Source organism: Klebsiella sp. CB_Kp196 (genome assembly GCF_040061575.1).
GTDB classification, from domain to species: domain Bacteria; phylum Pseudomonadota; class Gammaproteobacteria; order Enterobacterales; family Enterobacteriaceae; genus Klebsiella; species Klebsiella michiganensis.
In genome coordinates this window covers 18283-42834 of record NZ_JBEAFH010000032.1, presented here as the reverse complement: position 1 = coordinate 42834, position 24552 = coordinate 18283, and the positions used below count along the sequence as shown (strand labels likewise).

The 24552-nt window shown below is 54.2% G+C and carries 24 protein-coding genes and 1 tRNA gene; 12 read left to right on the top strand and 13 right to left on the bottom strand.

Annotation, left to right across the window (positions count from 1 at the left end):
- Positions 1-117: 117 nt before the first annotated feature.
- The 4 genes from ABLU87_RS05955 (at position 118) to ABLU87_RS05940 (ending at position 3429) form a co-directional block, all read left to right on the top strand.
- The gene (locus ABLU87_RS05955) at positions 118-615 is read left to right on the top strand and encodes a molybdopterin-dependent oxidoreductase (protein ID WP_032693833.1); all 498 of its coding nucleotides are present in this window, start codon (positions 118-120) and stop codon (positions 613-615) included.
- Between the two features lie 10 nt (positions 616-625).
- Entirely contained in the window at positions 626-2551 is a 1926-nt protein-coding gene (locus ABLU87_RS05950; RefSeq protein ID WP_057173926.1) for an EAL domain-containing protein, read from the top strand.
- Between the two features lie 205 nt (positions 2552-2756).
- On the top strand, positions 2757-3089 hold the full coding sequence (locus ABLU87_RS05945; RefSeq protein ID WP_049079460.1) for a DUF1971 domain-containing protein: 333 nt from the start codon (positions 2757-2759) through the stop codon (positions 3087-3089).
- Position 3090: 1 nt separating this feature from the next.
- A complete protein-coding gene (locus tag ABLU87_RS05940) occupies positions 3091-3429 on the top strand; it encodes a DUF1869 domain-containing protein (RefSeq protein ID WP_049079461.1) in 339 nt (112 codons plus the stop codon).
- Between the two features lie 92 nt (positions 3430-3521).
- Here the strand turns inward: ABLU87_RS05940 and ABLU87_RS05935 are convergent, their stop codons facing one another.
- Positions 3522-4220 carry a GntR family transcriptional regulator gene (locus ABLU87_RS05935; RefSeq protein WP_128334988.1) on the bottom strand — a complete coding sequence of 233 codons (699 nt, stop codon included), beginning with the start codon at positions 4218-4220 and terminating at the stop codon, positions 3522-3524.
- Positions 4221-4479: 259 nt separating this feature from the next.
- On the opposite strand from ABLU87_RS05935, the gene ABLU87_RS05930 reads away from it, so the two are divergent.
- Positions 4480-6012: a PTS transporter subunit EIIC gene (locus tag ABLU87_RS05930; protein WP_064391791.1), complete on the top strand. Its 1533-nt coding sequence runs from the start codon at positions 4480-4482 to the stop codon at positions 6010-6012.
- Positions 6013-6023: 11 nt separating this feature from the next.
- Positions 6024-7352 (top strand): 6-phospho-alpha-glucosidase, encoded by a 1329-nt coding sequence (locus ABLU87_RS05925; protein ID WP_128334989.1) that lies wholly within the window; start codon positions 6024-6026, stop codon positions 7350-7352.
- On the opposite strand, the gene ABLU87_RS05920 is transcribed toward ABLU87_RS05925, so the two are convergent.
- From ABLU87_RS05920 to ABLU87_RS05880, 9 genes are all read right to left on the bottom strand, one after another.
- Positions 7331-8866: an EAL domain-containing protein gene (locus ABLU87_RS05920; protein WP_206619426.1), complete on the bottom strand. Its 1536-nt coding sequence runs from the start codon at positions 8864-8866 to the stop codon at positions 7331-7333. The genes ABLU87_RS05925 and ABLU87_RS05920 overlap by 22 nt on opposite strands.
- Entirely contained in the window at positions 8853-9758 is a 906-nt protein-coding gene (locus tag ABLU87_RS05915; RefSeq protein ID WP_014229995.1) for a fimbrial protein, read from the bottom strand. The genes ABLU87_RS05920 and ABLU87_RS05915 overlap by 14 nt, the downstream gene beginning before the upstream one ends.
- A 17-nt stretch (positions 9759-9775) precedes the next feature.
- Positions 9776-10279 (bottom strand): fimbrial protein, encoded by a 504-nt coding sequence (locus tag ABLU87_RS05910; RefSeq protein WP_348865952.1) that lies wholly within the window; start codon positions 10277-10279, stop codon positions 9776-9778.
- 12 nt (positions 10280-10291) lie between these two features.
- Positions 10292-10819, bottom strand: a complete 528-nt coding sequence (locus ABLU87_RS05905) for a fimbrial protein (RefSeq protein WP_014229993.1) — start codon at positions 10817-10819, stop codon at positions 10292-10294.
- A gap of 10 nt (positions 10820-10829) precedes the next feature.
- Positions 10830-13457, bottom strand: a complete 2628-nt coding sequence (locus ABLU87_RS05900) for a fimbrial biogenesis usher protein (RefSeq protein WP_128334990.1) — start codon at positions 13455-13457, stop codon at positions 10830-10832.
- Between the two features lie 74 nt (positions 13458-13531).
- Complete coding sequence (locus ABLU87_RS05895) at positions 13532-14212, bottom strand: fimbria/pilus periplasmic chaperone (RefSeq protein ID WP_170927896.1); 681 nt, start codon at positions 14210-14212, stop codon at positions 13532-13534.
- A 76-nt stretch (positions 14213-14288) separates the two neighbouring features.
- Positions 14289-14828, bottom strand: coding sequence for a fimbrial protein (locus ABLU87_RS05890; RefSeq protein ID WP_014838896.1), 540 nt, complete (start codon positions 14826-14828; stop codon positions 14289-14291).
- A 72-nt stretch (positions 14829-14900) separates the two neighbouring features.
- Positions 14901-15443, bottom strand: a complete 543-nt coding sequence (gene fimA, locus ABLU87_RS05885) for a type 1 fimbrial major subunit FimA (protein ID WP_014229989.1) — start codon at positions 15441-15443, stop codon at positions 14901-14903.
- Between the two features lie 39 nt (positions 15444-15482).
- Positions 15483-15983 (bottom strand): LuxR C-terminal-related transcriptional regulator, encoded by a 501-nt coding sequence (locus ABLU87_RS05880; RefSeq protein WP_009653324.1) that lies wholly within the window; start codon positions 15981-15983, stop codon positions 15483-15485.
- Between the two features lie 803 nt (positions 15984-16786).
- On the opposite strand from ABLU87_RS05880, the gene ABLU87_RS05875 reads away from it, so the two are divergent.
- Positions 16787-17608 (top strand): winged helix-turn-helix domain-containing protein, encoded by an 822-nt coding sequence (locus tag ABLU87_RS05875; protein ID WP_025106066.1) that lies wholly within the window; start codon positions 16787-16789, stop codon positions 17606-17608.
- Entirely contained in the window at positions 17592-18077 is a 486-nt protein-coding gene (locus ABLU87_RS05870; protein WP_046877335.1) for a hypothetical protein, read from the top strand. The genes ABLU87_RS05875 and ABLU87_RS05870 overlap by 17 nt, the downstream gene beginning before the upstream one ends.
- 150 nt (positions 18078-18227) lie before the next feature.
- Here ABLU87_RS05870 and ABLU87_RS05865 read toward each other — a convergent pair.
- Positions 18228-18303, bottom strand: a tRNA-Asn gene (locus tag ABLU87_RS05865).
- A gap of 330 nt (positions 18304-18633) precedes the next feature.
- On the opposite strand from ABLU87_RS05865, the gene nac reads away from it, so the two are divergent.
- The 3 genes from nac to ldtA all read left to right on the top strand — a co-directional run bounded on the left by nac (position 18634) and on the right by ldtA (position 21628).
- On the top strand, positions 18634-19551 hold the full coding sequence (nac, locus tag ABLU87_RS05860; RefSeq protein WP_004852321.1) for a nitrogen assimilation transcriptional regulator NAC: 918 nt from the start codon (positions 18634-18636) through the stop codon (positions 19549-19551).
- A 106-nt stretch (positions 19552-19657) separates the two neighbouring features.
- Positions 19658-20608 (top strand): HTH-type transcriptional regulator Cbl, encoded by a 951-nt coding sequence (gene cbl / locus ABLU87_RS05855; RefSeq protein ID WP_014229985.1) that lies wholly within the window; start codon positions 19658-19660, stop codon positions 20606-20608.
- 78 nt (positions 20609-20686) lie between these two features.
- On the top strand, positions 20687-21628 hold the full coding sequence (gene ldtA / locus ABLU87_RS05850; RefSeq protein ID WP_009653331.1) for a L,D-transpeptidase: 942 nt from the start codon (positions 20687-20689) through the stop codon (positions 21626-21628).
- Between the two features lie 121 nt (positions 21629-21749).
- On the opposite strand, the gene ABLU87_RS05845 is transcribed toward ldtA, so the two are convergent.
- A complete protein-coding gene (locus ABLU87_RS05845; protein ID WP_128334957.1) occupies positions 21750-22367 on the bottom strand; it encodes a glutathione S-transferase in 618 nt (205 codons plus the stop codon).
- A 179-nt stretch (positions 22368-22546) separates the two neighbouring features.
- On the opposite strand from ABLU87_RS05845, the gene ABLU87_RS05840 reads away from it, so the two are divergent.
- Entirely contained in the window at positions 22547-23473 is a 927-nt protein-coding gene (locus tag ABLU87_RS05840) for a LysR substrate-binding domain-containing protein (protein WP_128334956.1), read from the top strand.
- 37 nt (positions 23474-23510) lie between these two features.
- Here the strand turns inward: ABLU87_RS05840 and ABLU87_RS05835 are convergent, their stop codons facing one another.
- Positions 23511-24509 carry an aldo/keto reductase gene (locus tag ABLU87_RS05835; protein WP_128334955.1) on the bottom strand — a complete coding sequence of 333 codons (999 nt, stop codon included), beginning with the start codon at positions 24507-24509 and terminating at the stop codon, positions 23511-23513.
- Between the last annotated feature and the right edge of the window lie 43 nt (positions 24510-24552).

The following is a 24552-nucleotide window of genomic DNA, read 5'->3' as shown; positions in this document are numbered from 1 at the left end:
TTAGGACTTCGCTTATTGTTTTTAATTTTAATTTTTGAACCCAACGGGGACACCTTTTAAGAAATGACTTAAATGGTTTATAATTAACAAGTCTCCAATTTCGGAAGGGTGAGTTAAATGCGTTTAATTTTTGCAGCTTTATTTTGTGTCATGGTTTCGCCTTCCGCTTTTGCAGAAAAACTGCCAGCGCCTGTCGGCAAACCCGTTTTAACTATTTCCGGCCTGATTGCTAATACGAATGAGGGCGATACCGCCGTTTTTGATGTCGCCGCATTAGAAAAGCTGGGGATGGAAACGCTGGTGACGACCACGCCATGGTATTCGGGCAAGGTCCGCTTTGACGGCATTTCCCTCAGTAAACTCATGGATTTAGTCGGCGCCAAAGGCAAGTCAGCCCGGGTGCTGGCGCTCAACGATTACACCACGATTGTCCCCCTGGACGACTTTCATAAATTTCCGGTAATTTTGGCTTTAAAAATGAACGGCGAATATATGCGCATTCGTGATAAAGGGCCCTTATTTATTGTTTATCCTTACGACAGTAGCCCGGAATTGCAGAATCAGATTTATTATTCCCGTTCGGCATGGCAGGTTTCGAAGATTATAATTGAGTAAGGGTTTGATCTTGAATCGAATACTCACTGCCATTATTTTGTCGCTCTTCATTGTGACCGGTTACATTACTTATCTGGTGCATGAGCGGCAAAGTGAACTGCAAAAATTAACCCGTTATACTGATTCGTGGTCCGTTTCCCAGATAGTCTCCGAGTACATGCGCCTCGAGGCGCGACTCAGCGCGATGGGGCTGGGGGTGAAGGGAAGCGACCACGATGAGGTGCGCCTGCGTCTGGAAATTATGATGAGCCAGATTGCGCTGCTGCAGCAGGGTGATTTGGGAAAGTTTATCGGCAAAGATCCTCACCGTAAGGCGATAGTTAACAGCCTGATTGATCTTCTGGACCGGCTGGATAAGCAGCTGGACACCATGACGACAGCGCAGCTGAAGCTGATGCTGCAGGAGATGAGTACCCTGGACGGGCCGTTGACCTCACTCGCGTCCACCTCGCTCGCCCAGGATTTTAATCTGGTTAATCTGACCCACGATAAAATACAAAATCTCTATTACATCTATTCGGCGATTTCCATTCTGCTGATTGTTCTCTGTATCACGCTCGGGCTGTTGATGCTGAAGCAGAATAACACCCTGCGTCGCGCCCACGTGCGGATGAAATTACTGGCGACCGACCTGCAGGCCTCAAAAGAAAAGCTTCAGGTGCAGAATCGCCGTCTGCAGTACGATGCCTATCATGATTCGCTGACCGGGATGCCCAACCGTCTCTCTTTCTGGCAACGTCTGCAGGAGGTCGTCAATCAGGTGCGGCCCTATAACGGCTCGGCGGTCGTAATGCTGTTTGACCTGGATAATTTCAAGGACGTCAACGATACCCAGGGTCATGATGCCGGGGATAAGCTGCTGCAGGATTTGGCCAGCCGTCTCTCCTTTTTTCGCAAAACGTCAGAAACGCTCTACCGGCTGGGAGGGGACGAGTTTGCCCTGGTTTCCCATGATTTAACCGAAGAGATGGCGCTGGAGCGGGCGAAGGTGATCCGGGAAAAGATCAGCCAGCCGTATCAGATTTACGACTCGCTGATCCAGATTGGCGCCTGTATCGGGATTGTGATCTCTGACGGGGAAAGCCGTACCGACTATTTATACAAATGCGCCGACCTGGCGCTGTATGAAGCGAAAAAAGAGGGTTCCGGCAACGTTCAGGTATTCCGTCCCGGACTGCTTCAGCGCCAGCAGGAGAATAAATCCTTTGAAGATGACCTGATGCAGGCGCTGAACAAAGGTGAGTTCAGGGTTTACTACCAGCCGATAGCCGACACCATGAACGGTGAAATCTACGGCTACGAAGCGCTGGTGCGCTGGTTTCATCCGCTGCGCGGCAGCGTCCCGCCGACCGAATTTATTCCGGTAGCGGAAAAGATTGGCCTGATTAATCAGCTGGGCGAGTGGGTGCTGCGAACCGCCTGCGAAGCGGCCGCCAGCTGGTCGTCGCCGCTCAAAGTGTCGGTTAACGTGTCGCCGGTTCAGTTAATGAACAGTTCACTGACCGATACCGTGGTAACCATCTTAAGAACAACCGGGCTGGATCCGTATCGGCTGGATTTGGAAATTACCGAGTCTGACGTCTTTAACGAAAATACCCGTTCTCTCGAGATCCTGAGCCAGCTGCGCGAGCTCGGGGTGCAGATCTCCATTGATGATTTTGGCACCGGCTATTCTTCGCTATCGCGGCTAAGCTATTTCCCGTTCGATAAGATAAAAATCGACCGCTCTTTTGTGATTAACATTCCCGATCAGAAAGATGACCTCGATATCGTGCGGCTGATTATCAGCATGGGTAAAAGCCTGCATATGCGCATCGTGGCCGAAGGTGTCGAAACAGAAGAGCAGCTGCAGTCCTTACGCAAATTAGGCTGTGACCTGGTCCAGGGGTATTTAATCGGTAAACCGGGACCGCTCAGTTCACCTGAAAATAAGTAATTTGCCTTTTAATATGGGCGGTTCTAGTTTATCTAAAATCGCCCATATTTATTTTTGAATAGATCTAATCCCTAATGAGTACAATAAGGGGTAGGAAAACGCATTGGTAAAAAATAATACCCGCAATGATTAAAAGGGGTATATCATATGCAACATATTTTCCCATTTTCGACCGTATATGTGGTGCGTTAAGAGAGGTGAAATCATGCAGCGAATCATTATTCCTACCCACTATGTGCATACCCGGAGCACGCCGCTGTGGACGAAGCGGACGGCGCCGGCCTCAATCTGGAAGCGGCATCTGGATGCCGGTACCCGGCAGGGCGTCTATCCGCGCCTGTCGGTGATGCGAGGGGCGATACGCTATCTCGGATATGCCGATGAAACCAGCGCGGAACCGGTGGAAACCCTGACCATTGCCGAAGGTGAATTTGGCGTTTTTCCGCCCGAAAAGTGGCACCGCATCGAGGCGTTAACCGAGGATACCGTATTTAACGTGGACTTTTACGTTGATCCTAAAATTCTTATCGAGGGATAATATGAACAGTGAAAATAAAGGCTATGCGTTAGCGCTGATCAACGGGAATAATAAAGATAAAAAAGAAAAAGTGTATCTTAAACCGATGGCCCTTTATGTCCCTGATATTGCCACCCAGGCCGTGGCTGAGCTTATTTCCACGCTGTCGGTGGAAAACGCCGGAGGAAAGGGATTTATATTGACGGTGACCAACAATAATAACGGCGTCTCGGTCGATAGCGAGTTTGCTTCTCTGGCTGAGCTGCAGGATCCGCAGACGGCGGCCGATGCGGTAAAAGATCTGATTAATATTGTCCGCGGCTACGAGTCCGACGAAGAGACTAACGTCTGCGGCTGGTAGTCGTTTGCCGACGCAGAATCGTCAGCTGTCGTCTATCGTCAGCTGACGCTGGACGGCTCTCGGTGGCCTGCGTCAGCCGTATCCCGCGGTATTTAGCGGCGCGTAATATGTTTAACATTGTATTTGTTGGTATTCTGGTAAATATCGGATAAATCAACAATGGTATTGTTATGGGCATAGCTGATCGACTGCACCCGTAGCAGCAGGCTGTTTTGTGGAACCTGTAAGAGCTCTGCTTGCTTCCGGGTGGCCAGAACCGGGGTATAGCTGCGGTGGCTCTCCAGGATGGTGATATTGCACTCTTTCTTGAAATAGTTAAATTTCGATCTTTCCAGATTTCCAACGCTTAGCCAGGGAAAAATCGCCACCGGTATATAGCTGTTCTCAATCAGAATAGGTACGTCGTCAATCATCCGAATGCGTCTGACGTAATAGACCTTCTCTCCCGGCTCAATTTTCAACTGTTGTGCGATAGCCAAAGGCGCATCAAGCATCGTGAACTCAATGACCTTATTGCGATAGTTGGTGACGCCGCCGATGTGCATCTGGTAGTTGAAGCCGTCAAGTTCCCCGCCGCGATAATTGCTCTTACGCGCCACGTATGAACCGCTGCCGTGGCGTTTGACGATCAGCTTCTCACTTTCCAGCAGCGTGAGCGCCTTGCGCAGGGTCATGACGGAGACCTGTAGCTCCCCGGCCAGCGCTTTTTCACTCGGTAGCGCATCTCCCACCTCGAATTCATCGCTATTGATGCGATTTTTTAGCCTGTCTGCGATTGTTTTATATATCACTTATAGATTTCTCGTGGTGTGTTCTGTCAGCGGATTATAATTTTATCTTTTTAATAATTAACGTATTTTTATCATTGCGGGGCGTTGTTTTGTCTCTGTCATCTATTTATCTGCTTTTACTTATATATCTGTTGCCGCAAGAGAGATATGACTTTCATCACAGATGACGATTTCACCGCTCTGAATTATGTCTGCCGGCGCATAGGCTGAAACGCATGTATCGGGCGCTGACGGCCGATGTGCGGGACAGGGGGTGAGGATGATCGGGGTAAAAAAATTACAGGATTTTTCGAAGGCCATGATTGGGCCGGTTTTGTATCTGCCGGTTATTGGTCTGCTGATTGCGTTGTTTAGTATGACAACCAATAAAATCTGGGTCGCAGAAGAGAGCTCGCTTTATCTGCTGGGGAAATACGTTTCCAGCATGCTCTGGGCCATCATGAACAATCTTGGCTTCTTCTTTTGCCTCGGGCTGGCCAGCGGGCTGGCAAAAACCCGAAAAGCGGAAGCGGCTTTTGTTGCCGCAATGACCTGGTTTATGTACCTGGCGGCCAACAATAGCTGGCTTACTCTGACCGGGCGGCTTGTTGAGGGGAGCAGCAACGCGCAGCTTTACGGCAGCGGGCAAACCTTTATTTTTGGCTTCCAGGTCATTGATATGGGCGTGTTTCTTGGCATCATTCTGGGCTGCGCGGTGGCTTTCATTCATAACCGCTTTGTCGATATCGAGTTTCGCGGCGCATTCTCAATTTATGGCAACAGCAAGCTGGTTCTGATCGTAATGATCCCGCTGGTCGGCGTGTTTGCCATCGCCACGGTGTACGTCTGGCCGATTGTTGAACATGGCATATCGGCGCTGACCGGGGTGATGAAAACCTTCGGCGCCGCCGGCGTTTTTCTGTACGGTTTTCTCAATCGTTTTCTTATCCCGACCGGGCTACACCACCTGATTTGGTCGCCCTTTGTCTTTACCTCCATTGGCGGACAGCTGTTGATTGATGGCCAGACGGTGGTGGGGGCAAAACCGATTTTCCTCGCTGAAATTGCCCATAGCGCTGGGCCGTTAAGCGACTCGGCGCGATTTCTCACCTACGGTATGGTGAAAATTTTCGGTACCGCCGGAATGGCCCTGGCCTTTTATACAACCGCCAGGCCGGAAAATAAGCAAAAGTTGAAAATCACGCTGATTCCTTTGATTGTGACTTCATTCCTGGTGGGGATCACCGAACCTTTTGAGTTCTTATTTATCTTTACCGCACCGTTGCTATGGCTGGTTTATTCATTACTGGACGGTTTTTTCCAGATGCTGGCGTGGCTGCTTGATGTGCGGGTCTGCGCCACCAACGGCATTATCGATTTTATTGTTTACAACATTCCGGCGGGAGCACACCTCACGCGCTGGCCTGTGTTTGTCGCGCTGGGGTTAATGGAAACCGCGACGATGTTTTATATCGGTAAGTTTCTGATTCTGCGTTTCAAAATGCGTACGCCGGGCCAGGAGCAGCAGGGGGAGGGGGCTAACCAACCGGCAAGCGTAAGCGCGCCTGACAGGGCTTCCGGCGAACAGGTCATTCTGGGCCTTGGCGGCAAAGAAAATGTCTGTTCGGTCGAGAACTGTTTTACGCGGCTTCGGGTTGACGTGCGGGACCCCGCATTAATTCAGGAACACATTCTGAAGACCAGCGGCGGTACCAGCGTCATTATCAAAGGCAATCACGTTCAGGTTATTTATGGTTTAGGGGTTAATAAAATCCGTAATGCCGTGAATCGCTATTTAGATGTACATGAATAATGAGGTGGAAGATGAAAAATAAATTCGTTGTGACCATAGCCGGCGGCGGCAGTACGTATACCCCAGGGATTGTTATGATGCTGCTGGAAAATATGGACAGGTTTCCGTTAAGCGAAATTCGTCTCTATGATAATCATCACGATCGCCAGCGAGTGATTGGCGAAGCCTGTGCGATTCTGGTGGCTGAACATTATCCGCACGTTGCTTTTAGCTTCACCACCGACCCGCAGGAAGCCTTTACGGGCGTCGATTTCGTGATGGCGCATATTCGCGTCGGCCTCTATGAGATGCGCGAGAAAGACGAGAAAATTCCGCTTAAATATGGCGTGATTGGCCAGGAAACCTGCGGCCCGGGCGGTATCGCTTATGGTATGCGCTCTATCGCCGGCGTCCTTGAGCTGGTTGACTACATGGAAACGTATTCGCCGGGCGCGTGGATGCTCAACTATTCCAATCCGGCGGCGATCGTTGCCGAGGCCACGCGTCGGCTACGCCCGACGGCCAAAATTATTAATATCTGCGATATGCCGGTGGCTATTGAAGGGTTATTCGCCGATATTCTCGGGCTGAAATCGCGTAAAGAGATGAACGTCCGTTATTTTGGCCTCAACCATTTCGGCTGGTGGACCAGCATTACCGATAAGGCCGGCAACGATTTAATGCCGGCGTTAAAAAACCACGTTGCCGAGCTGGGCTATTGCAGTCCGAAAGAGGATTTTCAGCATAAAGCGCCGAGCTGGATTGAGACCTTCAAAAAGGTGAAGGACGTTTTTGCGCTGGATACCGATACGTTACCCAATACTTATCTGAAGTACTATTTTTATGCCGACTATGAGGTTGCCCATTCAGACCCTGACTTTACTCGCGCCAATGAAGTGATGGTGGGGAGAGAGAAGGAGGTGTTTGATATGGCCAGAGAGATCGTCGCCCGGCAAAGTGCCAAAGAGGCGCATTTCCATGCCGGGGCGCATGCGACCTTTATTGTCGACCTCGCCTGCGCCATCGCCTTTAACACCCAGGAGAGAATGCTGCTGATTGTGGAAAACAACGGCGCTATCGCGAATTTTGACGATACCGCGATGGTTGAAGTGCCTTGCCTGGTGGGCGTTAATGGCCCCGAGCCGCTGGCGATGGGTAAGATCCCGCTGTTTCAAAAGGGGATGATGGAGCAGCAGGTGGCGGTTGAAAAACTGGTGGTCGATGCCTGGGTTGAAGGAAGCTATCAGAAGCTCTGGCAGGCGATGACCCTGTCCAAAACGGTACCCAGCGCTTCGGTCGCAAAAGCTATCCTTGATGAACTGATCGTCGCCAACCGTGGCTACTGGCCGGAGCTGCGCTGAAGTGTCGCCAATGCCCGATGTTTTCCATCGGGCGTTACCGGTACCGCGATGGCGGAGCGATGCTCCGCCTCGCCCGAAAGCGGCTGAAGAAGCTCCGCCACGTTCTCCCTGCCAACCGGCGCCGAGAGGTAGTTGCCCTGAAAGCGGTCGACTCCCAGCGCCTGCAGTTTGTTGAATTTCTCCATGCTATCTACGCCTTCGGCAATACAGCGGCTGCCGGTCAGCTGGCAGTAGAAGATAAGGCTTCTGATCAGCGCCAGCGCGTGCGGATCGTGCTGCATATCGTTGACGATGCTCATATCCAGCTTGTAAGCGCAGAATCTCATCGTGCGCACCGGAAACATCACGCTGCTTTGCGAGAAGCAGTCATCAAGCATGATAGGGAAGCCGCGCTTTTGCAGGCGGGCGATATTTTCGGCGATTTTGCCGTGACCGTTGAGGTCGGTATTTTCAGCAAACTCCAGCACCAGCCTCTGCGACCTGTGCGGCTGACGCAGCTGCTGGCGCGCGGTTTCCATCATGCGAAGCAGGTTCTCGTTGCCGGCGACGGCGGCGGGAATATTCACGGCGAAATAACACTCGCCGGAATGCTGATTAATATTCTGCACCGCTTCCTGAAGGACAAACGCGGTGAGCACCAGCCAGGCATATTCCGAGCGTATTTGCGGTAAAAAATCGCCGGCAGCCAGCACGCTGCCGTTTCGGTTCCAGCGGGAGAGGATCTCCATTCCCTTTACCTGCTGGTGTTCATCGGTAATGGGCTGAAATACCGGAAAAATCTGTCGGCTGTGGATCGCATGGACAAGTTCACGCTCGAAAGCAGAAAGGGCGGCGATGCTCTCGCTTTTCTGGTCTCTTATCTGGCTGCCGGGAAAGCGGGCGGCCATTTCAGGGTGGTGTTCCACCATTTTTTTTAATCCTGCGGTTCTTTGATTGTAGAGCGTCTTGTGGCTGATGCCGCGGCGTTGAGCCTGAGCGCTGGCGCGGTAGCCGCAGAGTAAACCGAGGATAGCGTCCAGCTCCGGCCGGGTGATCCCGGCGGGGCGCTTGCCGAGCGCTCGCGTTTCATCCTCTGCCAGCTGCTCAAGAGAGGGGTATTCTTCGAGCACGGCGTCGCGCAGCAGCGCCGCCAGGCAGGGGACCGGCAAATCGGAAGCGGCGGCCCGTACGGCGGTAAGCAAACGCCGGTCTGCGACCTGATGCACCAGGGTGGGCCACAGCCAGCTTGCCGGGCTGCGGCTCAGGAACAGCATGGGCAGCGGCGTGGGGGACCGCGCCAGCAGCGCGGCGGCCCGCTTCAGGGTTGCCAGTAGCCCGGCGGGGCCTTCCGGGAGAAACACCACCACGCGGCGAACGCCGGCAGGCAGGGGCGGCGTCTCCGGGGGCAGCACAACGGGCCTGGCTCCTCCCTTCGCTATTATCCCGCTCAGCCCCTCGGCAGCCAGCGAACAGGGCGACAGGATAGCGACGAGCGGCTGCCCGCCGCCGGGGGGCGGGAGATTATTCGTAAACAAAAGTCACTCCGATAATCGACTGCACGTTACCCGCGGTCACCTGCCCGCTGGTGCGCGCGTAGTTGGCGGTTAATCCGAGGCTGACCGCCGAGGTGCCTACGTTGCCTAACGACACCGTACTGTTGGCGGGTACGACGCTACCGTTGCGCGTCAGCTGAACGCCCACCCCTTGGGCAGGGGACGCTGAGGCGGTATTGGTAAATATCGAGTTGCCCGCGTTCTCCGTGGTGCCGGAGAGGTAATAGCCGAGATTCTGGTTTTGCGCGCAGTAAACCGTCAGCGGAATGGCGGCGGATGCGGGATATTCCGGCAGCGTCACCGTCACATCGCGAGCAGAAACGTCGCAGCCGCCGGTTGGCACCACGACGTTATTGTTGGCGTAAATGTTCCACACGAACTGGAAGTCGTCGTTATCCTTATTGTTGGTCTGACGCAGGATCAGGACCGCGATCAACGACCCGGCGGAAATGGCGACGCCGCCTGCGCTACTGACGGGCGTCAGATAGAGGACGGTAGGCCAGGGGCTATCAACAATGGAGCTATAGGTCATACGCGCCGTTTCGCTGGTGGTTGGAAACGGGTAGCTGATGCCGTTATACCTGACGGTGCCGGAAAAGCTCGACAGCACCCCGCCGTAGGCCGAGCCGCGCTGCAGCGTTACGTAGTCGATCATGGAATCCGGAAAGTCGTTATGACAGAAAATCTGCGTCGAGAGATCCACCACCAGGTTCTGCCCGACGCTGACCGCCGGCGCGAGGTTCACGTAAACGTTCGCCGATCCGCCGCCGATGGGGATTGTCACCCCGGCGGCGGTTTTACAGGCGAACGACCAGGCGTTAAGCGACCAGCCCGCCAGCAGCAGCGTTAACAGCAGTGTGATTATCTTTTTCATTACTCTGTTCTCCTGGCTCAGGCGTAGGTATAGGTGACGTTAATCACCGCCTGAATAGTTCCTTGCGTCGCACCGCCGTTGACCGTCAGCGCTCTGACCTGTAGCGGGAAGCTGGCGGACTGGGTGGCGTCGTCGACCTGTACCTCTTTTCTCGCGCCGGTGTTCAGCGTGTTGCCGCCCTCATCCTGCAGCTCAAGCTGGATGTTGCCGGCGGTACCCTGGTTCTTGTAATAGCCGGTGGCGTCCGCCGTACCGCTGAAGCTGGCGGTGACCCGCGACGTGCCGACCGGGCAGTTGCTCAGGGTGAGCGCCACGCTGTGCCAGGGCGAAGCGGCGCCGGCGGAGACCAGGCTAAAGGTATAGAGATCGCCGAGATCGACGGTGGCGTTAACGGTGGAAACGGTACAGGGTTTGGCCACCACTTTGCCGTTAACGGTAATGGTGACGTCGGCGGCCTGTAGCGTCGGGGAGGACGCCGCCAGCATCGCGGCCAGCAGCCATCCGGAATAGGTCGGGTTCATCAGCGCCTCCGGTTACTGAAATTCAAGCGTGAATGTTGCGGTTGCATTAACGTGTCCGGCGGTCACCGGTACCCGGGTGGCCATCAGCCGGGCGTAAAAGTTCAGCGTGTTGGTCTGGCCGGGGGTCAGCGTGGTCCAGGGGATCGCTGACGATGCGGCATTGAGCGGCAGCGCCGTCTGCTGCGCGTCAAGGATCTGCACGCCCATCCCCGCCGCCGCTGAGGCGCCGCCGTCGAGCTGTAGCAGGTCGGTATTGATGCTGTCGGCAACGCCAACAAAGCCGACCTTCACCGCGGTAACCGAGCTGCCGCAGGGCGACAGCACGATACGAAACGGCACCAGCGGCGTGGTTGCCCCAACCGCATGGAACTGCTTCGCGGCGTTATCCATCAGGTCGACGGTAAAATCTTTCGACTCACCCGCCACGGCGCAGGCATTATCCCGAACGTAGCCGCTGATGGTGATGGTGCTGTCCGCCGCGCTGGCGTTGTTGACCGCCAGCGATACGAGGGCGCTCAGCAGATACAGGGTTTTTCTCATCATGGTCTCCTTAGCGGCACTCGGCGGACAGCGGGATCAGCAGCTGGTTCTGTTTTTCCGGCGGCAGGCTGTAGTCAGCCTCGCAGCTGGCGTTCGGACCTTCGCCCCATTTCGCCCGCACTTTGCCCGCCAGCGGCATCCCGCTCAGGTAGACCTGGCCGTTATCGGCGACGATGCTGCTGGCCTGGCTGCCGTCAGAAGTCACCAGCGCGCCGAAGGGAACCGGCTTTCCGTTATAGATGAGCGACATCAGCAGCTTGAGCCCGACGTGGGCCTTAAATTCCGCGCGGACAATGGCGCCGTGGGTCGGCACCACGCTGGCTACCGCATCGTCCAGGTCGACGTTATCGGCCAGGCTGTTGGTGTCCAGCGCCACCCGGTTTTCCCGGTATTCGGTGGCGTAGGGCAGCACGGCGTAGCCGCGCCAGTCGGTCTGAACCCCGGTCTGGTTTTCCACTTTGACGTTGTCTGCGCCGGGGGCTTTGATCAGCACCACCGTGTCGTTCATCGGCTGGCTCAGGGTGACGCCGTCGGCGTGGGCCAGCACGCCGCCGCTCAGGCCGTAGTACAGCTGTTTGATGCCGCCGCTGCGGCTGTAGCCGACGTTGGCGTTGCCGTAGCCGCCGCGGTAGTTCAGCGCCGCGTAGCCGGTGCCTCCGCTGTTGCCCTCACCGCCGCCGGCGTAGCCGGTCTGCATGCTGTAGCTCAGGTTGTTGCCCTCCAGCAGCGTGCCGTACAGCCCGGCGAGGCTGGTGGTTCTGCCGTTCAGATCGTTGGACATGCTGTAGCTGGCGCTGGCGTGGCGCCAGGCCGATTTGCTGTCGGAACGCAGCCAGTGGCTGAACGGAATATTGACGTTGACCGCCAGCATCTGGTCGCGCCCCTGCTGCCAGGCGTTTTTGGTCAGGCTGTAGCTGAGCGTCCAGTTGATATCGTCGATGGCGGCGTTGAGTCCTGCCTGAAGCTGCTGATCGGCCTTGCCGGTGCCCCAGTAGGTCTGGTGGCTGCCGCTCAGATAGAGCGTGGCGGTGCGCCCCAGCTGCTGGGTGACGCTAAGCTGCACTTTGCCGCGCTTGTTGTAAGCGAGGTTGTAGTAGTCGGTGAATTTAGGCTTCACTTCAATCACCCCGTCCTGGGTCTCGACGTTGTAGCCGCTCATCCGGCTGTAGGTGGTATCGGCGAAGCTGAAGTAGCCGCGGGTCGAGTAGCGGTAGCCCACCAGCTGAATATTGGTGCCGGTATCCGTCAGCGACTTGTTATAGAGGAAACGCACCGACTGCCCCTGATGCTCGCTGTCATCGGGCAGGGTGGCGTTAGCCTGGGTGATATCCAGCGACAGCGCGCCCAGCTCCCCCATGTTTTTCCCCACGCCGAGGTTAAAGGCGCGGTAGCGGTCCGCCAGCTGGGTGCCGCCGTACAGCGTCCAGCCCGCCGGGAGTCCTTGCAGCAACGTGCCCTGGAAGAATTTAGGTTTCTCCTGCTGATTGCTGCCGCTGCGGTACTCACCGGCGGTAACGGCATAGCGGGTATGGCCCTCGCGCTGGAGCACCGGAACGGACGAGTAGGGGACGGTGAACACCTGGCTGCTGCCGTCGGCCTCTTTGATGGTCACCTGCAGGTCGCCGCCGTTGCCCGCGGCGTAGAGATCGTTGATGGTAAACGGGCCGGGCGGCACCGTGCTCTGGTAGATCTCATAGCCGTTCTGTTTGACCGATACCTGAGCCGTGCCCCGGGCAATCCCGTGAATGACCGGGGCGAAACCCTTCTGGCTGTCCGGCAGCATGTTGTCGTCGGAAGCTAGCTGCGCGCCGCGGAAGTTAATGCCGTCAAAGACGTCGCCGTTGGTGTAGCTGTCGCCCAGCGTGAGGCGCGAACGCAGTAGCGTAATATCACGCTCAAGCCACGAGTTGATATGCTGCCATTTGTTTTCATTGGTCGTCGAACTGCCGCTGCTGCTGTAGCTCCAGGTGGTGTTGTCGCGCAGGCGCCAGGCGCCGAGGTTCAGCCCGCTCTGCAGGTTCAGGTACGCGTAGTTGCTGCTGCCGCCGACGTCGTTGTGCACGTTGTTGCCGGTGAAGTTGTAGTTCAGTAGCCCGGCGTTAATTCCGTGGTCCCAGAGCTCAGGCGGAATATAGCCGCGGGCGCGGTTGCCCATAAACGCCTGGGGCACGGTCAGATACAGCCGCTGCTGCCCGGCATCAAAGCGGGTGGTGGCGTCTTTGATCATCTCGGTTAGCGGTACGCAGGCATCCGCCGCCAGCACGTCGATTCCGGCAATGGCCGCGGTATTCACGCCCATGCTGGCCAGCTGTCCGCGGGTCAGGCAGGGGGCCAGCCCGTGGCCCTTTTCAGCGGCATTAAAGGTGATATCGCGGGTGGTCATATACCCGTCATTCAGGTAGATATCCGCGCGATAGGTACCCGGCGGCAGCTCCTGGCCCTTTTCAAAACCGGACAGATCCGCCACGGCGGCGGGATCGTCCGCCAGAAAGCGTGGGTTGAAATAGAGCTCCGCCTGCGCGTAAAAAGCCGGTGAGGAAAGTAAAAGGGCAAGGGGGATCTGCGCGAATACGCGAGCAGATCCTGGAGTCATTCGCCGGGAGCCCAAGTGGTCGAGTCCATATTTCAGATGTGACATAGTCCCTCCGGTCCAAAGTCGCCCGGCCATCGTTATTTTTTTCGTTCAGGGGGAGAGCGCTGCTCCCCGGTCAGTTACTGCATGACGCCTTTCATACGCGGGGTGAGTGCGCCGTAGTCGTTAATCGTCCGGTATGTAATCTCGCGACCTGCATCGGACGGTAAACTGACGCTGGCTTCGCCCATCGGCGGGACCAGCGCATTTTTCAGCACCCGGGTTCCGGCGTTGAGCTCGGTGACCGTCTGGTAATAAGGGGTTGGGTTAATCAGCGTGAGTGAGCTTCCGCTGCGGCGGAACTTCAGCTTTTCCGCGGCCTGATCCGGCGGTAGCGCCAGTTTGGCCGGGCGGTAATAAAGCTTGATACGGCTGATAATCGCCAGCTGTAGCGTGTTTTCGCTGAGCTTTGATTTATCCATCGATGGAATTGCTTTGACGTTCATCCAGAACAGCGTTTCCCGGTCCTGCGGCAGCCGGCCGTTGGTGGCATCGAGGATGCGCAGAGTATTCTCTTTCTTCCCCTGCATGGCGAACAGCGGCGGGGTAATGACAAAGCTCCCGTCTTTCGCGCCATCGGCGTTCTCTACCCATGACTGGATCAGATAGGTGCTGTCGTCGTTATTGGTCACCGCCAGCTGAGCCTGTTTCTGTCCGGCCGGATAAATCACGCGGGTCGCGCCCAGCGCCACGCCGGCCTGCGCCTGAGCGGTAAAACCGGCGGTGGAGAGCAGCAGGAGTCCTGCCAGTAAACCGCGCATCCCGCGCGTGGTAGCCCGTCTATTTTTCATGCTTATCTCTTTCTTTCTCACGGTGAATTCCTGTTACCGGCGCTGATTACTGGTAGGTCAGGGAGAACCAGGCCTGAGCATTTGCCGCTCCTCCGGTGACCTGATTCCCGGTGGAACGATATTTGGCGACAAAATGCAGCGTCGTTGGCCCCGTGTGCAGCTGCGTCCATGCCCCTGCGGGCGCATTGAGCGGGATCTGACTGCCGGTTTTATCAAACAGGGCAACGCCAATGCCGGTCGCGATCCCCGGACCCTCGCCAACCGAGAGGACGTCCGGATTTTTACCATCGGCGACGCCGTGAAACGCCACGCCAACGCGCTGGCTCACGGCGGTACTGCACTCCTGCAGGTGAATATCGAAGGGGACGGGGTTGGTGTCCTCCCCGGCCGAATGAAACCGATTGCTGCTGATTTGCCCCATCTTGACCGTCATCTGCCGGTCGCCCGCTTCAACGCGACAGGACTCGGCAATGACTATCCCCTGAAAGCGCATGTTCCCGCCGGGCAGCATGGTGTCCCACTGGTTTCCTGCCAGCGCCAGCGGTGGGAGCAATAAAATCAACAGACCAGACTTCATTCTTTGCATCGTTATCACCCTTACTCTTATTCGGATAACGGGCCGTCCTGGCCCGACGCGCTTCCCTGCCTGATGAAAAAATTACTCGTACTGCACTTTAAAGGTGGCGTCAGCGTTAGCGGTACCGGCAGTGGCTGCGGCAGTCGCGTAGTAGCGAGCCTGGAACGGGATAACGTTGGTGCCATCGTTCAGCGTGGTTTGCGCGCCGAATGCGGCGCCATCCAGCGCCAGCGGGGTACCGGTACGGTCAAGGATCTGTACGCCGACGTTAGTCGCGCCGCCCGCGGCGGAGTTCTGCAGGGCCAGTACCGTTGGGTTGGCGCTGTCAATCGCCGTGCCGGTAAACGCGACGGAGGCTTTGGTGGCGACGGTGGTATCACAATCATTCAGCTGGATATTGAAGCCGACAGCCGTGCTGGTGTTGCCTGCGGTCGCCAGCTTTGCAGAACGAACCTGGCCTAACTGAACGGTCTGGTCGATAGAACCAGCATCGACTGCGCAGGCCGCGTTAACCACTTCCCCTTTAAAATGCACCGTACCGCCGTTCACCGTAACGGTATCGGCCAGAGCCGCAGCAGAACTCAGGGACAGTGCTGAAATAACGATAAGTGCTAATTTGTTCATGATAAAACTCCTGTTTATGAATAATCCTGAAGCTATGCTTCACTTAAAAAAACATTTATTGTTGAAAAATAACTTTTGAAACGTAATCCTGTTTTTACAACCTAATTTATTCATCAGGTTGCGGCGGTGCGTATAAATAGTCTTAAGTTTCACGCCAAACTCTTCTGCGATCTCCTGGTTGCTTTCCCCTCTGCTTAACATGCTTAACATCTGCTTTTCACGCAGGCTTAGCCGGTACTTTGTATGATAATTTCCTGAGGTTTCTTTCTTTAAAAAGAAATTCAGGATGCTTCTGGTATTACTTTTTTTGTCCAGTACGGTTATTTTTTCAAATAGCTCGGACTTATAAAAAGCTAAGTCGCTGGATGCGAAGGCAACAATGTTTTTATTTGAAAAATAAATCCACTCCGAACCCGAAAGGTCGTTAGAGTCCAAATCTATAATCAAAAAGAAATTGTCAATAAACTCTACTCCAAGCAGTTCAATCAGGCCCAGAGTGAAATATTTATCCTTAGATAAAATATTAGTTGATAGATTCATATCTGAACGCGATCTCATCCTTGGGTTGACCTTTAACTCATCGTTAATAAAACCATTCAGCGAATTGAGAGTAATCTAACATCACCCGTCTCAATGAGGCATGCAGCTGAGGCTCTAAAAGACGTAACCACTGCAAAGTTATCATTTTGTGGGTCTTTTGTTTGTGATTTTCATTGTAAATGGTGTTAAAGGTTTATAATTTGTTTTTTTATAGGTTTTTGTAAATTAAAAATGATAGGGTTGAGTTATCATTAAGCTCTGAACAATAGGCACACTCTTTGTATTGGAATTTTCTTAGGGAACATTCCTTGATAAATGTCTGACATCTTTATCTTTAGCCAATCAGATTTCTTTTTATCTGCCTGTGTATATCCCTATAGAGGTGTCCGGATTCTCGCTTTTACGCTGTCTTCAGGACGCTAATTCAGGCGGTGAAAATATCATCCCTGGTCATTTCATGTATCAGGTAGTTAATTGCGTGATGGTATTATTTAATCATCATTTATCTCCTCGGTTCTCACAGCTTCAGGACGCGTTCAGCTCATACATCCCGAATGATGTTCTGGTGGTCTATATTGTTTCAGGCGCAAGGTTAGCTCAGATGGGCCTGGTTACGCCGTGTGTTTCGATGAAGGCAATAATAGCATTGTGTTTTTTTTTAGTTATATGTATTCTCTTTTATTGGTTTTTAGGTGTTAAAATTCAATTTACAATAAAGTTAAGGTTGTTATCAGTATAAAATACTGCGCATGTGCCTGATGTGCGGATTGTGTGCGACTGAGGATTATTTGTAAGGCTGGTTTATGATCTACAAAATTCAAGGAACGATCCATTTCAGGAGCGATGATGGGCTAATATGGCTCGATGAAGACTCATGCGTCACGCTGACAGCCACCACAAGCCGCCTGCTTAAGTTCCTTTTAGACCACAGGGAGCATGTGGTTTACAGGAACGAGATACTTGAAAAAGTCTGGGATGCGCATGGGCTGCGGACCTCTAGCCATAGCCTCAATAAATATATTTCTGACCTGAGAGCCATCTTCAGGAATATGGGCTGTGTCGAGGAGATTATCGTTACCGTGCCCCGGGTTGGGTTTATGGTGTCCGCGAGCATACTGATTGAGAGGGTGGATAATTCAGCCCCTGTCATACGTAATGAAAACGATGCGGAAGCTATTGCGTTAAGCAGCAGCGGCTGTACACATAAGGGAACACGTAAATTTTCTGCGGGATGGGCAAAAAAGTCTGGCTATGCGCTGCTTGCGCTATTTGTGTTGGTTATCCTTTTCTGGAGCGTGAGTGCCGACCGATATCGCCTGATTTTTGCGGCCGGCCAGGATGAAGGCTATTATCTGGGAAGCATTGATTCTTGCCCGGTCAGAACTTTTAACGCCATACCGAATGAGCAACAGCAAAAGATGATGGTTCTGGTCCGCCAGCTGATCGCAAAACAGAAAATGGTGTGCTTAGGCAACAGCGTTTTTTACTTTAATATTTCGGAATCTGTATTAAAAGCCAATGAGGGAAGGATTTTTTTGGCCCACTGTATCTACTCAAAAATAAAACCAGGTGCGCTGTATTCATGTGAGAACTACTATAGGCCTGATTATGAAATTCCTGAATAACGTTAAGGTAAAGCGCGTTTATGTTCTGTTGTCAATTTTATTTGCTGTTTTTGTTTGCGGCTGGCTGATAAATCATTTTCATCAGCAAAACGATTTTGATTGTTCCGCAAATTTGCGAATTGAATCGGGCTCATTTGGCTTTGATGCAAACTTTAAAACTTTCTTGCTGATGCGGGGAAATAACAGCGGTTATTTTGACGTTTCCGGAAAAGTGATAGTCGATAACGTCAAGTACAATGTCGAAAGATCGTATCATTTCATCTATGCAAAGAAAGCTAATAACATTTACCACTTAACCCAAACGACCATCTCGAAGCGGAAAGCCGACAATATGATCGAGGGAATGATGCAAAAAGTCTTTTTTAGCCCCGATCCGGACTCGGGACGCTATATTAAGATACAAAAGATGAAAAATGGCTGGATCGTCCGCAGCCTGTACTCACCCTCGTTTATTTGCGTAAACAATTGATATTAATAAGTTATGGGGTTTTTCCTCTGTTACAGCCAGAGGAGTGAGGCGGTTGCAGAACGCGTGCGGGGGGTTACTAAAGAAGACGATCTGGCTGAAATGAGAGAGTAAGAAAGCAAAAAGCCCGCTCGAAAGCAGGCTTCTTAAATTTGGCTCCTCTGACTGGACTCGAACCAGTGACATACGGATTAACAGTCCGCCGTTCTACCGACTGAACTACAGAGGAATCGTGTGAACGGGGCGCATATTAACGATGACCATCCCCCTTGTCAAAGCCTGAATCACCTTAACTTGTTCGTTTGCCGACAATTTCAGCAGAGTGCCTGTTTTTACGGCATTGCGCCGCCGGATGCACCGTTGCGGTGCATTTATACCCCTAATGGGGCATACCGCAATCCGCTTACCGGGCAACAAAATCGCGGTTTGCTATCAGTATCCCTTATTACGCGGCCTGCAGCGGCATTTGCGTCCCTGCAAAAAAGCTGGCAAGCAAATTGCAAAACCTTCTGCATCTAAACGGCCAGTGTTGGTACTGGTGTTCCTTACAGGAGGCAAAATGAACTTAAGACGACTGAAGTATTTTGTGAAAATCGTCGATATCGGCAGTCTGACCCAGGCCGCTGAAGTCTTGCACATCGCACAACCGGCGCTGAGCCAGCAGGTTGCGACCCTGGAAGGCGAGCTGGACCAGCAGCTGTTGATCCGCACCAAGCGCGGCGTGACGCCGACCGAAGCGGGCAAGATCCTTTACACCCACGCCCGGACTATCCTGCGTCAGTGCGAGCAGGCGCAGCTGGCGGTTAACAACGTCGGTCAGACGCTAAGCGGCCAGGTGTCAATTGGGCTGGCTCCGGGCACGGCGGCTTCGGCCATTACCATGCCGCTGCTGCAAACGGTGCGTAACGAGCTGCCGGAAGTTATGGTCTATCTGCAGGAAAGCAGCGGAACGATCCTCAACGATAAGCTTATCGACGGTCAGCTGGATATGGCCGTGCTCTATGAACGTTCCCCGGTCGCCGGGATCGTCAGTCAGCCGCTGCTGAAGGAAGATCTCTACCTGGTCGGAACCCGGGATTGCCCGGGGCAGAGCGTGGATTTGACGGCGGTTGCGGAAATGAATCTGTTCCTGCCGCGTGATTACAGCGCCGTTCGCGCAAGGGTCACCGAAGCCTTCACTCTGCGTCGACTGTCGGCAAAAATTATCGGCGAAATTGAATCCATTACCACCCTGACGGCGGCTATTGCCAGCGGCATGGGCGTCACCGTTCTGCCTGAGTCCGCCGCCCGTTCGCTGTGCAGCGCGGCGAATGGCTGGATGGCGCGCATCAGCACGCCGTCAATGAGCCTGTCGCTGTCGGTCAATATGTCGGCACGCGGCAGTCTGTCGCCGCAGGCGCAGGCGGTTAAGGAAATTTTAATGTCGCTGGTGAGCCGTCCGTCGCTGGAAAACCGTGAATTATTGTTAGTAAGTTAGGCTATATTCCTGAATGGAATAAGTTGCTGGTTTTTATTATTTGTTAGCAGGGACAACAGACTTTAACAATAGTGCATATGTTATGTCTGATAGCCCGGAGGAAAGGGTGAACTTCCAGCAACTCAAAATTATTCGTGAAGCGGCCCGTCAGGATTACAACCTGACGGAAGTCGCCAATATGCTCTATACATCGCAATCGGGCGTCAGCCGTCATATTCGTGAACTGGAAGAAGAGCTGGGGATCGAGATTTTTATCCGCCGCGGCAAACGCCTGCTGGGGATGACGGAGCCGGGCAAAGCGTTGCTGTCGATTGCCGAGCGTATTCTGAATGAAGCCAGCAACGTTCGTCGCCTGGCGGACCTGTTTACCAACGATGCGTCCGGCGTCTTAACCATCGCCACCACCCACACCCAGGCGCGCTATAGCCTGCCGCCGGTGATCAAAGCCTTCCGCGAACTCTTTTCCGACGTGCGTCTTGAATTAGTTCAGGGGACGCCGCAGGAAATTGAAGCGCTGCTGCACAACGGCGGCGCGGATATCGGCATCGCCAGCGAGCGCTTGAGCAACGACCCGACGCTGGTGGCTTTCCCCTGGTTCCGCTGGCACCACAGCCTGCTGGTCCCCAAAGATCACCCGCTGACCCAGGTGACGCCGTTAACCCTCGATGCCATCGCCCGCTGGCCGCTCATTACCTATCGCCAGGGGATTACCGGGCGTTCACGTATTGACGAAGCCTTTAACCGTAAAGGGCTGATGCCGGATATCGTATTAAGCGCTCAGGACTCCGACGTTATCAAAACCTACGTCGAGCTGGGGCTGGGCGTAGGGCTGGTGGCGGAGCAGTCAGGCGACGCGCGGGAATCTGATACCTTTACGCGTCTCGATACCCGCCATCTGTTCGATGCCAATACCGTCTGGCTGGGCCTGAAGCGCGGTCAGCTGCAGCGAAATTACGTCTGGCGCTTTATTGAACTGTGTAACGCGGGGCTGTCGCTGGAGGAAATTAAACGTCAGGCGATGGAGCCGGAAGAGGCCGCAATCGATTATCAGATTTAGCAGGATGATAAATCAGATATGAAAGAGTAAACGAAGCTATAATTCATTCACGATTATCGCCACAAAGGAAGGGAAATTGTGCGGCGTGTGAAACTGCTTTGTTCTCTTATTATGATCCTCACCAGCCAGAGCGCTCTGGCGGTGAGCTATCCGTTGCCGCCGGAAGGAAGCCGCCTGGTGGGCAGCCCGCTGACCATCACCATTCCGCAACACAATACCCAGCCGCTGGAGGCCTTCGCCGCTCAGTACGGTCAGGGCCTGAGTAATATGCTTGAGGCCAACCCCGGCGTCGACGTGTACCTGCCGAAGTCGGGCTCCACGCTGGTGGTCCCGCAGCAGCTTATCCTGCCCGCCACGGTTCGCAACGGGATCGTGATCAACGTGGCCGAAATGCGTCTCTACTACTATCCGCCCGATGGCACAACGGTTGACGTTCTGCCGATTGGCATTGGCCAGGCAGGACGCGAAACTCCCCGTAACTGGGTCACCGCCGTGGAGCGTAAGCAGGAGGCGCCGACCTGGACGCCCACCGCCAATACCCGTCGTGAATACGCCAGCCGTGGCGAAAGCCTGCCCGCGTTTGTGCCCGCAGGGCCGGATAATCCCATGGGCCTGTACGCGATTTACATCGGCAGGCTCTACGCGATCCACGGCACCAACGCCAATTTCGGCATTGGCCTGCGCGTGAGCCAGGGCTGCATCCGCCTGCGTAACGACGACATCAAATACCTGTTTGATACCGTTCCGGTCGGGACGCGCGTGCAAATCATCGACCAGCCGGTGAAGTATACCGCCGAGCCGGACGGCAGCCGCTGGGTTGAAGTTCACGAACCGTTGTCGCGTAATCGCGCGGAGTATGAATCTGACCGGAAGGTGCCGCTCCCCATCACGCCGGCGATTCAGGCCTTTGTGAAGGGCGAGGGGGTGGATGTGAATCACGCGGAGCAGGCGCTTGAACGCCGTTCAGGGATGCCGGTGGAAATTGGTCGTGCAGCACTGCACGCCGGTAGCGGTTTTTAACCCTTTCCCTCACGCCAGGCGATGTCTTCCATCAGGATAACGCGCCCGCGGTTGCCGGGCGCTCTCGGTTGTCGTGGCGATTCACGTTCAGGGTTTAGCTTCATCGTATTGAGCTGATGCTTTAGCTAAAGGGATGTTTTTTAAAGGCGCTATGGGTTTCAAATAATTCGGCAACGGACCGGATATGATTAAAGTCTCCCGCATGAACCACGTGAGGGATCGTTGACTGAATAAAGGTCCAGATAACCGTACTCGTTACGGCCACCTGATCGGGAACCGCGGCCGCCGGACGCTCCTCCAGACGCTCCTCCAGTAGCCTGTTCCACTCCGTGCAGGCTGCCAGCAGCTGAGTCGTGATGCGCGCTATCCACGGATTATGCTGCTTTTCCGCCGGGCGCAGATTGTGTTCATAGACATTTTGTACCGCCTTTTCACCCGCGGCGAGAATAAAGCCCAGCGTTTGCAGATCGCTTGCCAGCGCGTCCGGCGCGACCGGCAGCAGCTTGCGCCCCGGGGCGGCCTGGGCTTCAAAATAAGAGAGTATCAGCGACGAATCCATCAGGCGAATTCCGTTATCCAGCACCAGCGTCGGCGCTTTGACCGCAGGGTTTATCCTGGAAAAGGCTTCAAAGCTGCTGAATACGGACAGCGGGTGACTTGCAAACTCGACGCCGTAGAGTTCAAGGGAAATCGCCACGCGCCTTACATAAGGCGAATCCATCATGCCAATAAGCTTCATCATGATTCCTGTTTTCCTGTGCTGGTGAAATAGGCTGGGGTTAATGCTTCATTGCCGGCGGTGAAGAAACAGTACAGTAAATTCGTCATGGCGAATATCTTCAGTATCTTACGGGTTGGGTTAGTATTACTGACAGATTGTGGGTCACGTTTTACGCGTCAGGTTGTGGGAGCGGTAACATGGCGGATTTTCCCCCTATTGCGAGTTTACGTAGTTTTGAAGCCGTGGCGCGTCTTGGCAGCGTGACGCTGGCGGCGAAAGAGCTACACGTTACGCATTCAGCCATCAGCCAGCAGATTAAAGTGCTGGAGGAGATGGTCGGCCTCAAGCTGTTTATCCGTCACGGCCGCGGCGTGCAGATTAATGAAGAAGGGCGGCTCTATGCCTTACAGGTCCGCGAGGCTTTGCACCATATTGCTGATGCCACCCGGCTGGTGCAGGTCAACCCCCGCCGGCAGGAGCTGACCTTGGCGATGGTGCCCTCGTTCGGCTGCCACTGGTTGTTGCCTCGCCTGGAACGGTTTCGGGAGAAATACCCCCATATCTCGCTGCGAATACAGGCGAGCCTGGCGATAACCAGCATGCAGCAGGAAGGGGCGGATTTGGCTATACGCATGGGAAAAGGCGACTGGGAAGGAACGGAGAGCCATTACCTTTTCTCCGATCAGCTTATCGTTGTGGCCGCGCCAACCTATAACGGCGGCGTGCTCCCCCGTACGCCGTCAGAGATAGCGAAGAGCAACATTATCTTTTCCATGGAGTCGTGGAAAGCATGGTGTATCAACGCGGGGCTTGAAAGAGAGATTGTGCCAGGCGGTCTGTGCATCAACGACTCAAACCTGGTGCTGGAGGCCGTCCGGCTCGGTAAAGGTATCGCGCTGGAACGCCGCTCTTTAGTCCAGGATGCGCTCTCCAGAGGTGAGCTGGTACAGCTTACGTCTTTCACCGCCCCTTATCCGTGGCCTTACTGGCTGGTTTCATCGCAGGGCGCAGAGCAGAAAAACGAAGCCATTCTATTTAAGGCCTGGCTTGATGAGGAGGTTACCGCGTGGCGCCAGCAAACTGGCGCGGTGGAGGAGAAATGTGCGCGAGACGGTAAACCTTAGCTCCCACCGGAAAGGCGGGAGAATTTATAGCAGGATATTACTTATCGATTAAATGAAAATCACCTTGGGTATATCTTAATCCGTGAATATTGTCAGGGGTAAAGATACGATCGATGAGTTTAATATCAACATCGGAAATAGCCAGGCTGGCTGCGCCGGCATTATCCTGCAAATGCGCGATTTGGCGCGCGCCGGGAATGGGGACAATATCATCGCCTTTACTCATCACCCACGCGAGAGCGAGCTGGGCCAGGGTAGAGCGATATTTATCGGCCACATCCCGCAGCTGGCTGAGTAGCTGCTGGTTTTTCCGCATGGCATCGTGCTGGAAGCGAGGAAGATTGCGCCGAAAATCATCCTCGGCGAAGCCGGACCGATCGGTGATTTTGCCGGTTAAAAATCCACGACCCAGCGGGCTATAGGGCACAAATCCTACCCCTAATTCGCGGCAAGTTTTAAGAATGTTTTCTTCCGGCTCGCGGGTCCAGAGAGAATATTCGGTCTGAACGGCGGCGATCGGATGAACTTCACAGGCCCGGCGTAAAGTATTGGCAGAGACCTCGGAAAGTCCGATATGGAGAATTTTCCCTTCCTTGACCAGATCTGCCATTGTTCCCACCACGTCTTCAACGGGGACGGTGGGATCAACGCGGTGCTGATAAAGGAGATCAATAGTCTCGACGTTGAGACGTTTTAGGGAGCCTTCTACCGCCTCGCGGATATGTTCAGGACGGCTGTCAACGCCGGCCATACGCTCAAGCCCCTGACCGCCAGGAAGAATGCGGAAACCAAATTTGGTCGCAATCTGTACCTTGTCGCGAACGTCTTTGATTGCTTTTCCGATCAGCACTTCATTATCAAATGGGCCATAAACTTCTGCGGTATCAAGGAAGGTGACGCCCAAATCAACCGCAGCGTGAATGGTGTTAATTGCCTGCGACTCTTCGGCTCCGCCATAGGCAAAATTCATTCCCATACAACCCAGACCTAATGCCGACACCTGAAATTTGTTCTTTCCCAGATAACGTGTTTCCATTTTATTTTCCTCACTCGTACAATGTGCTGAAATATATACTTCC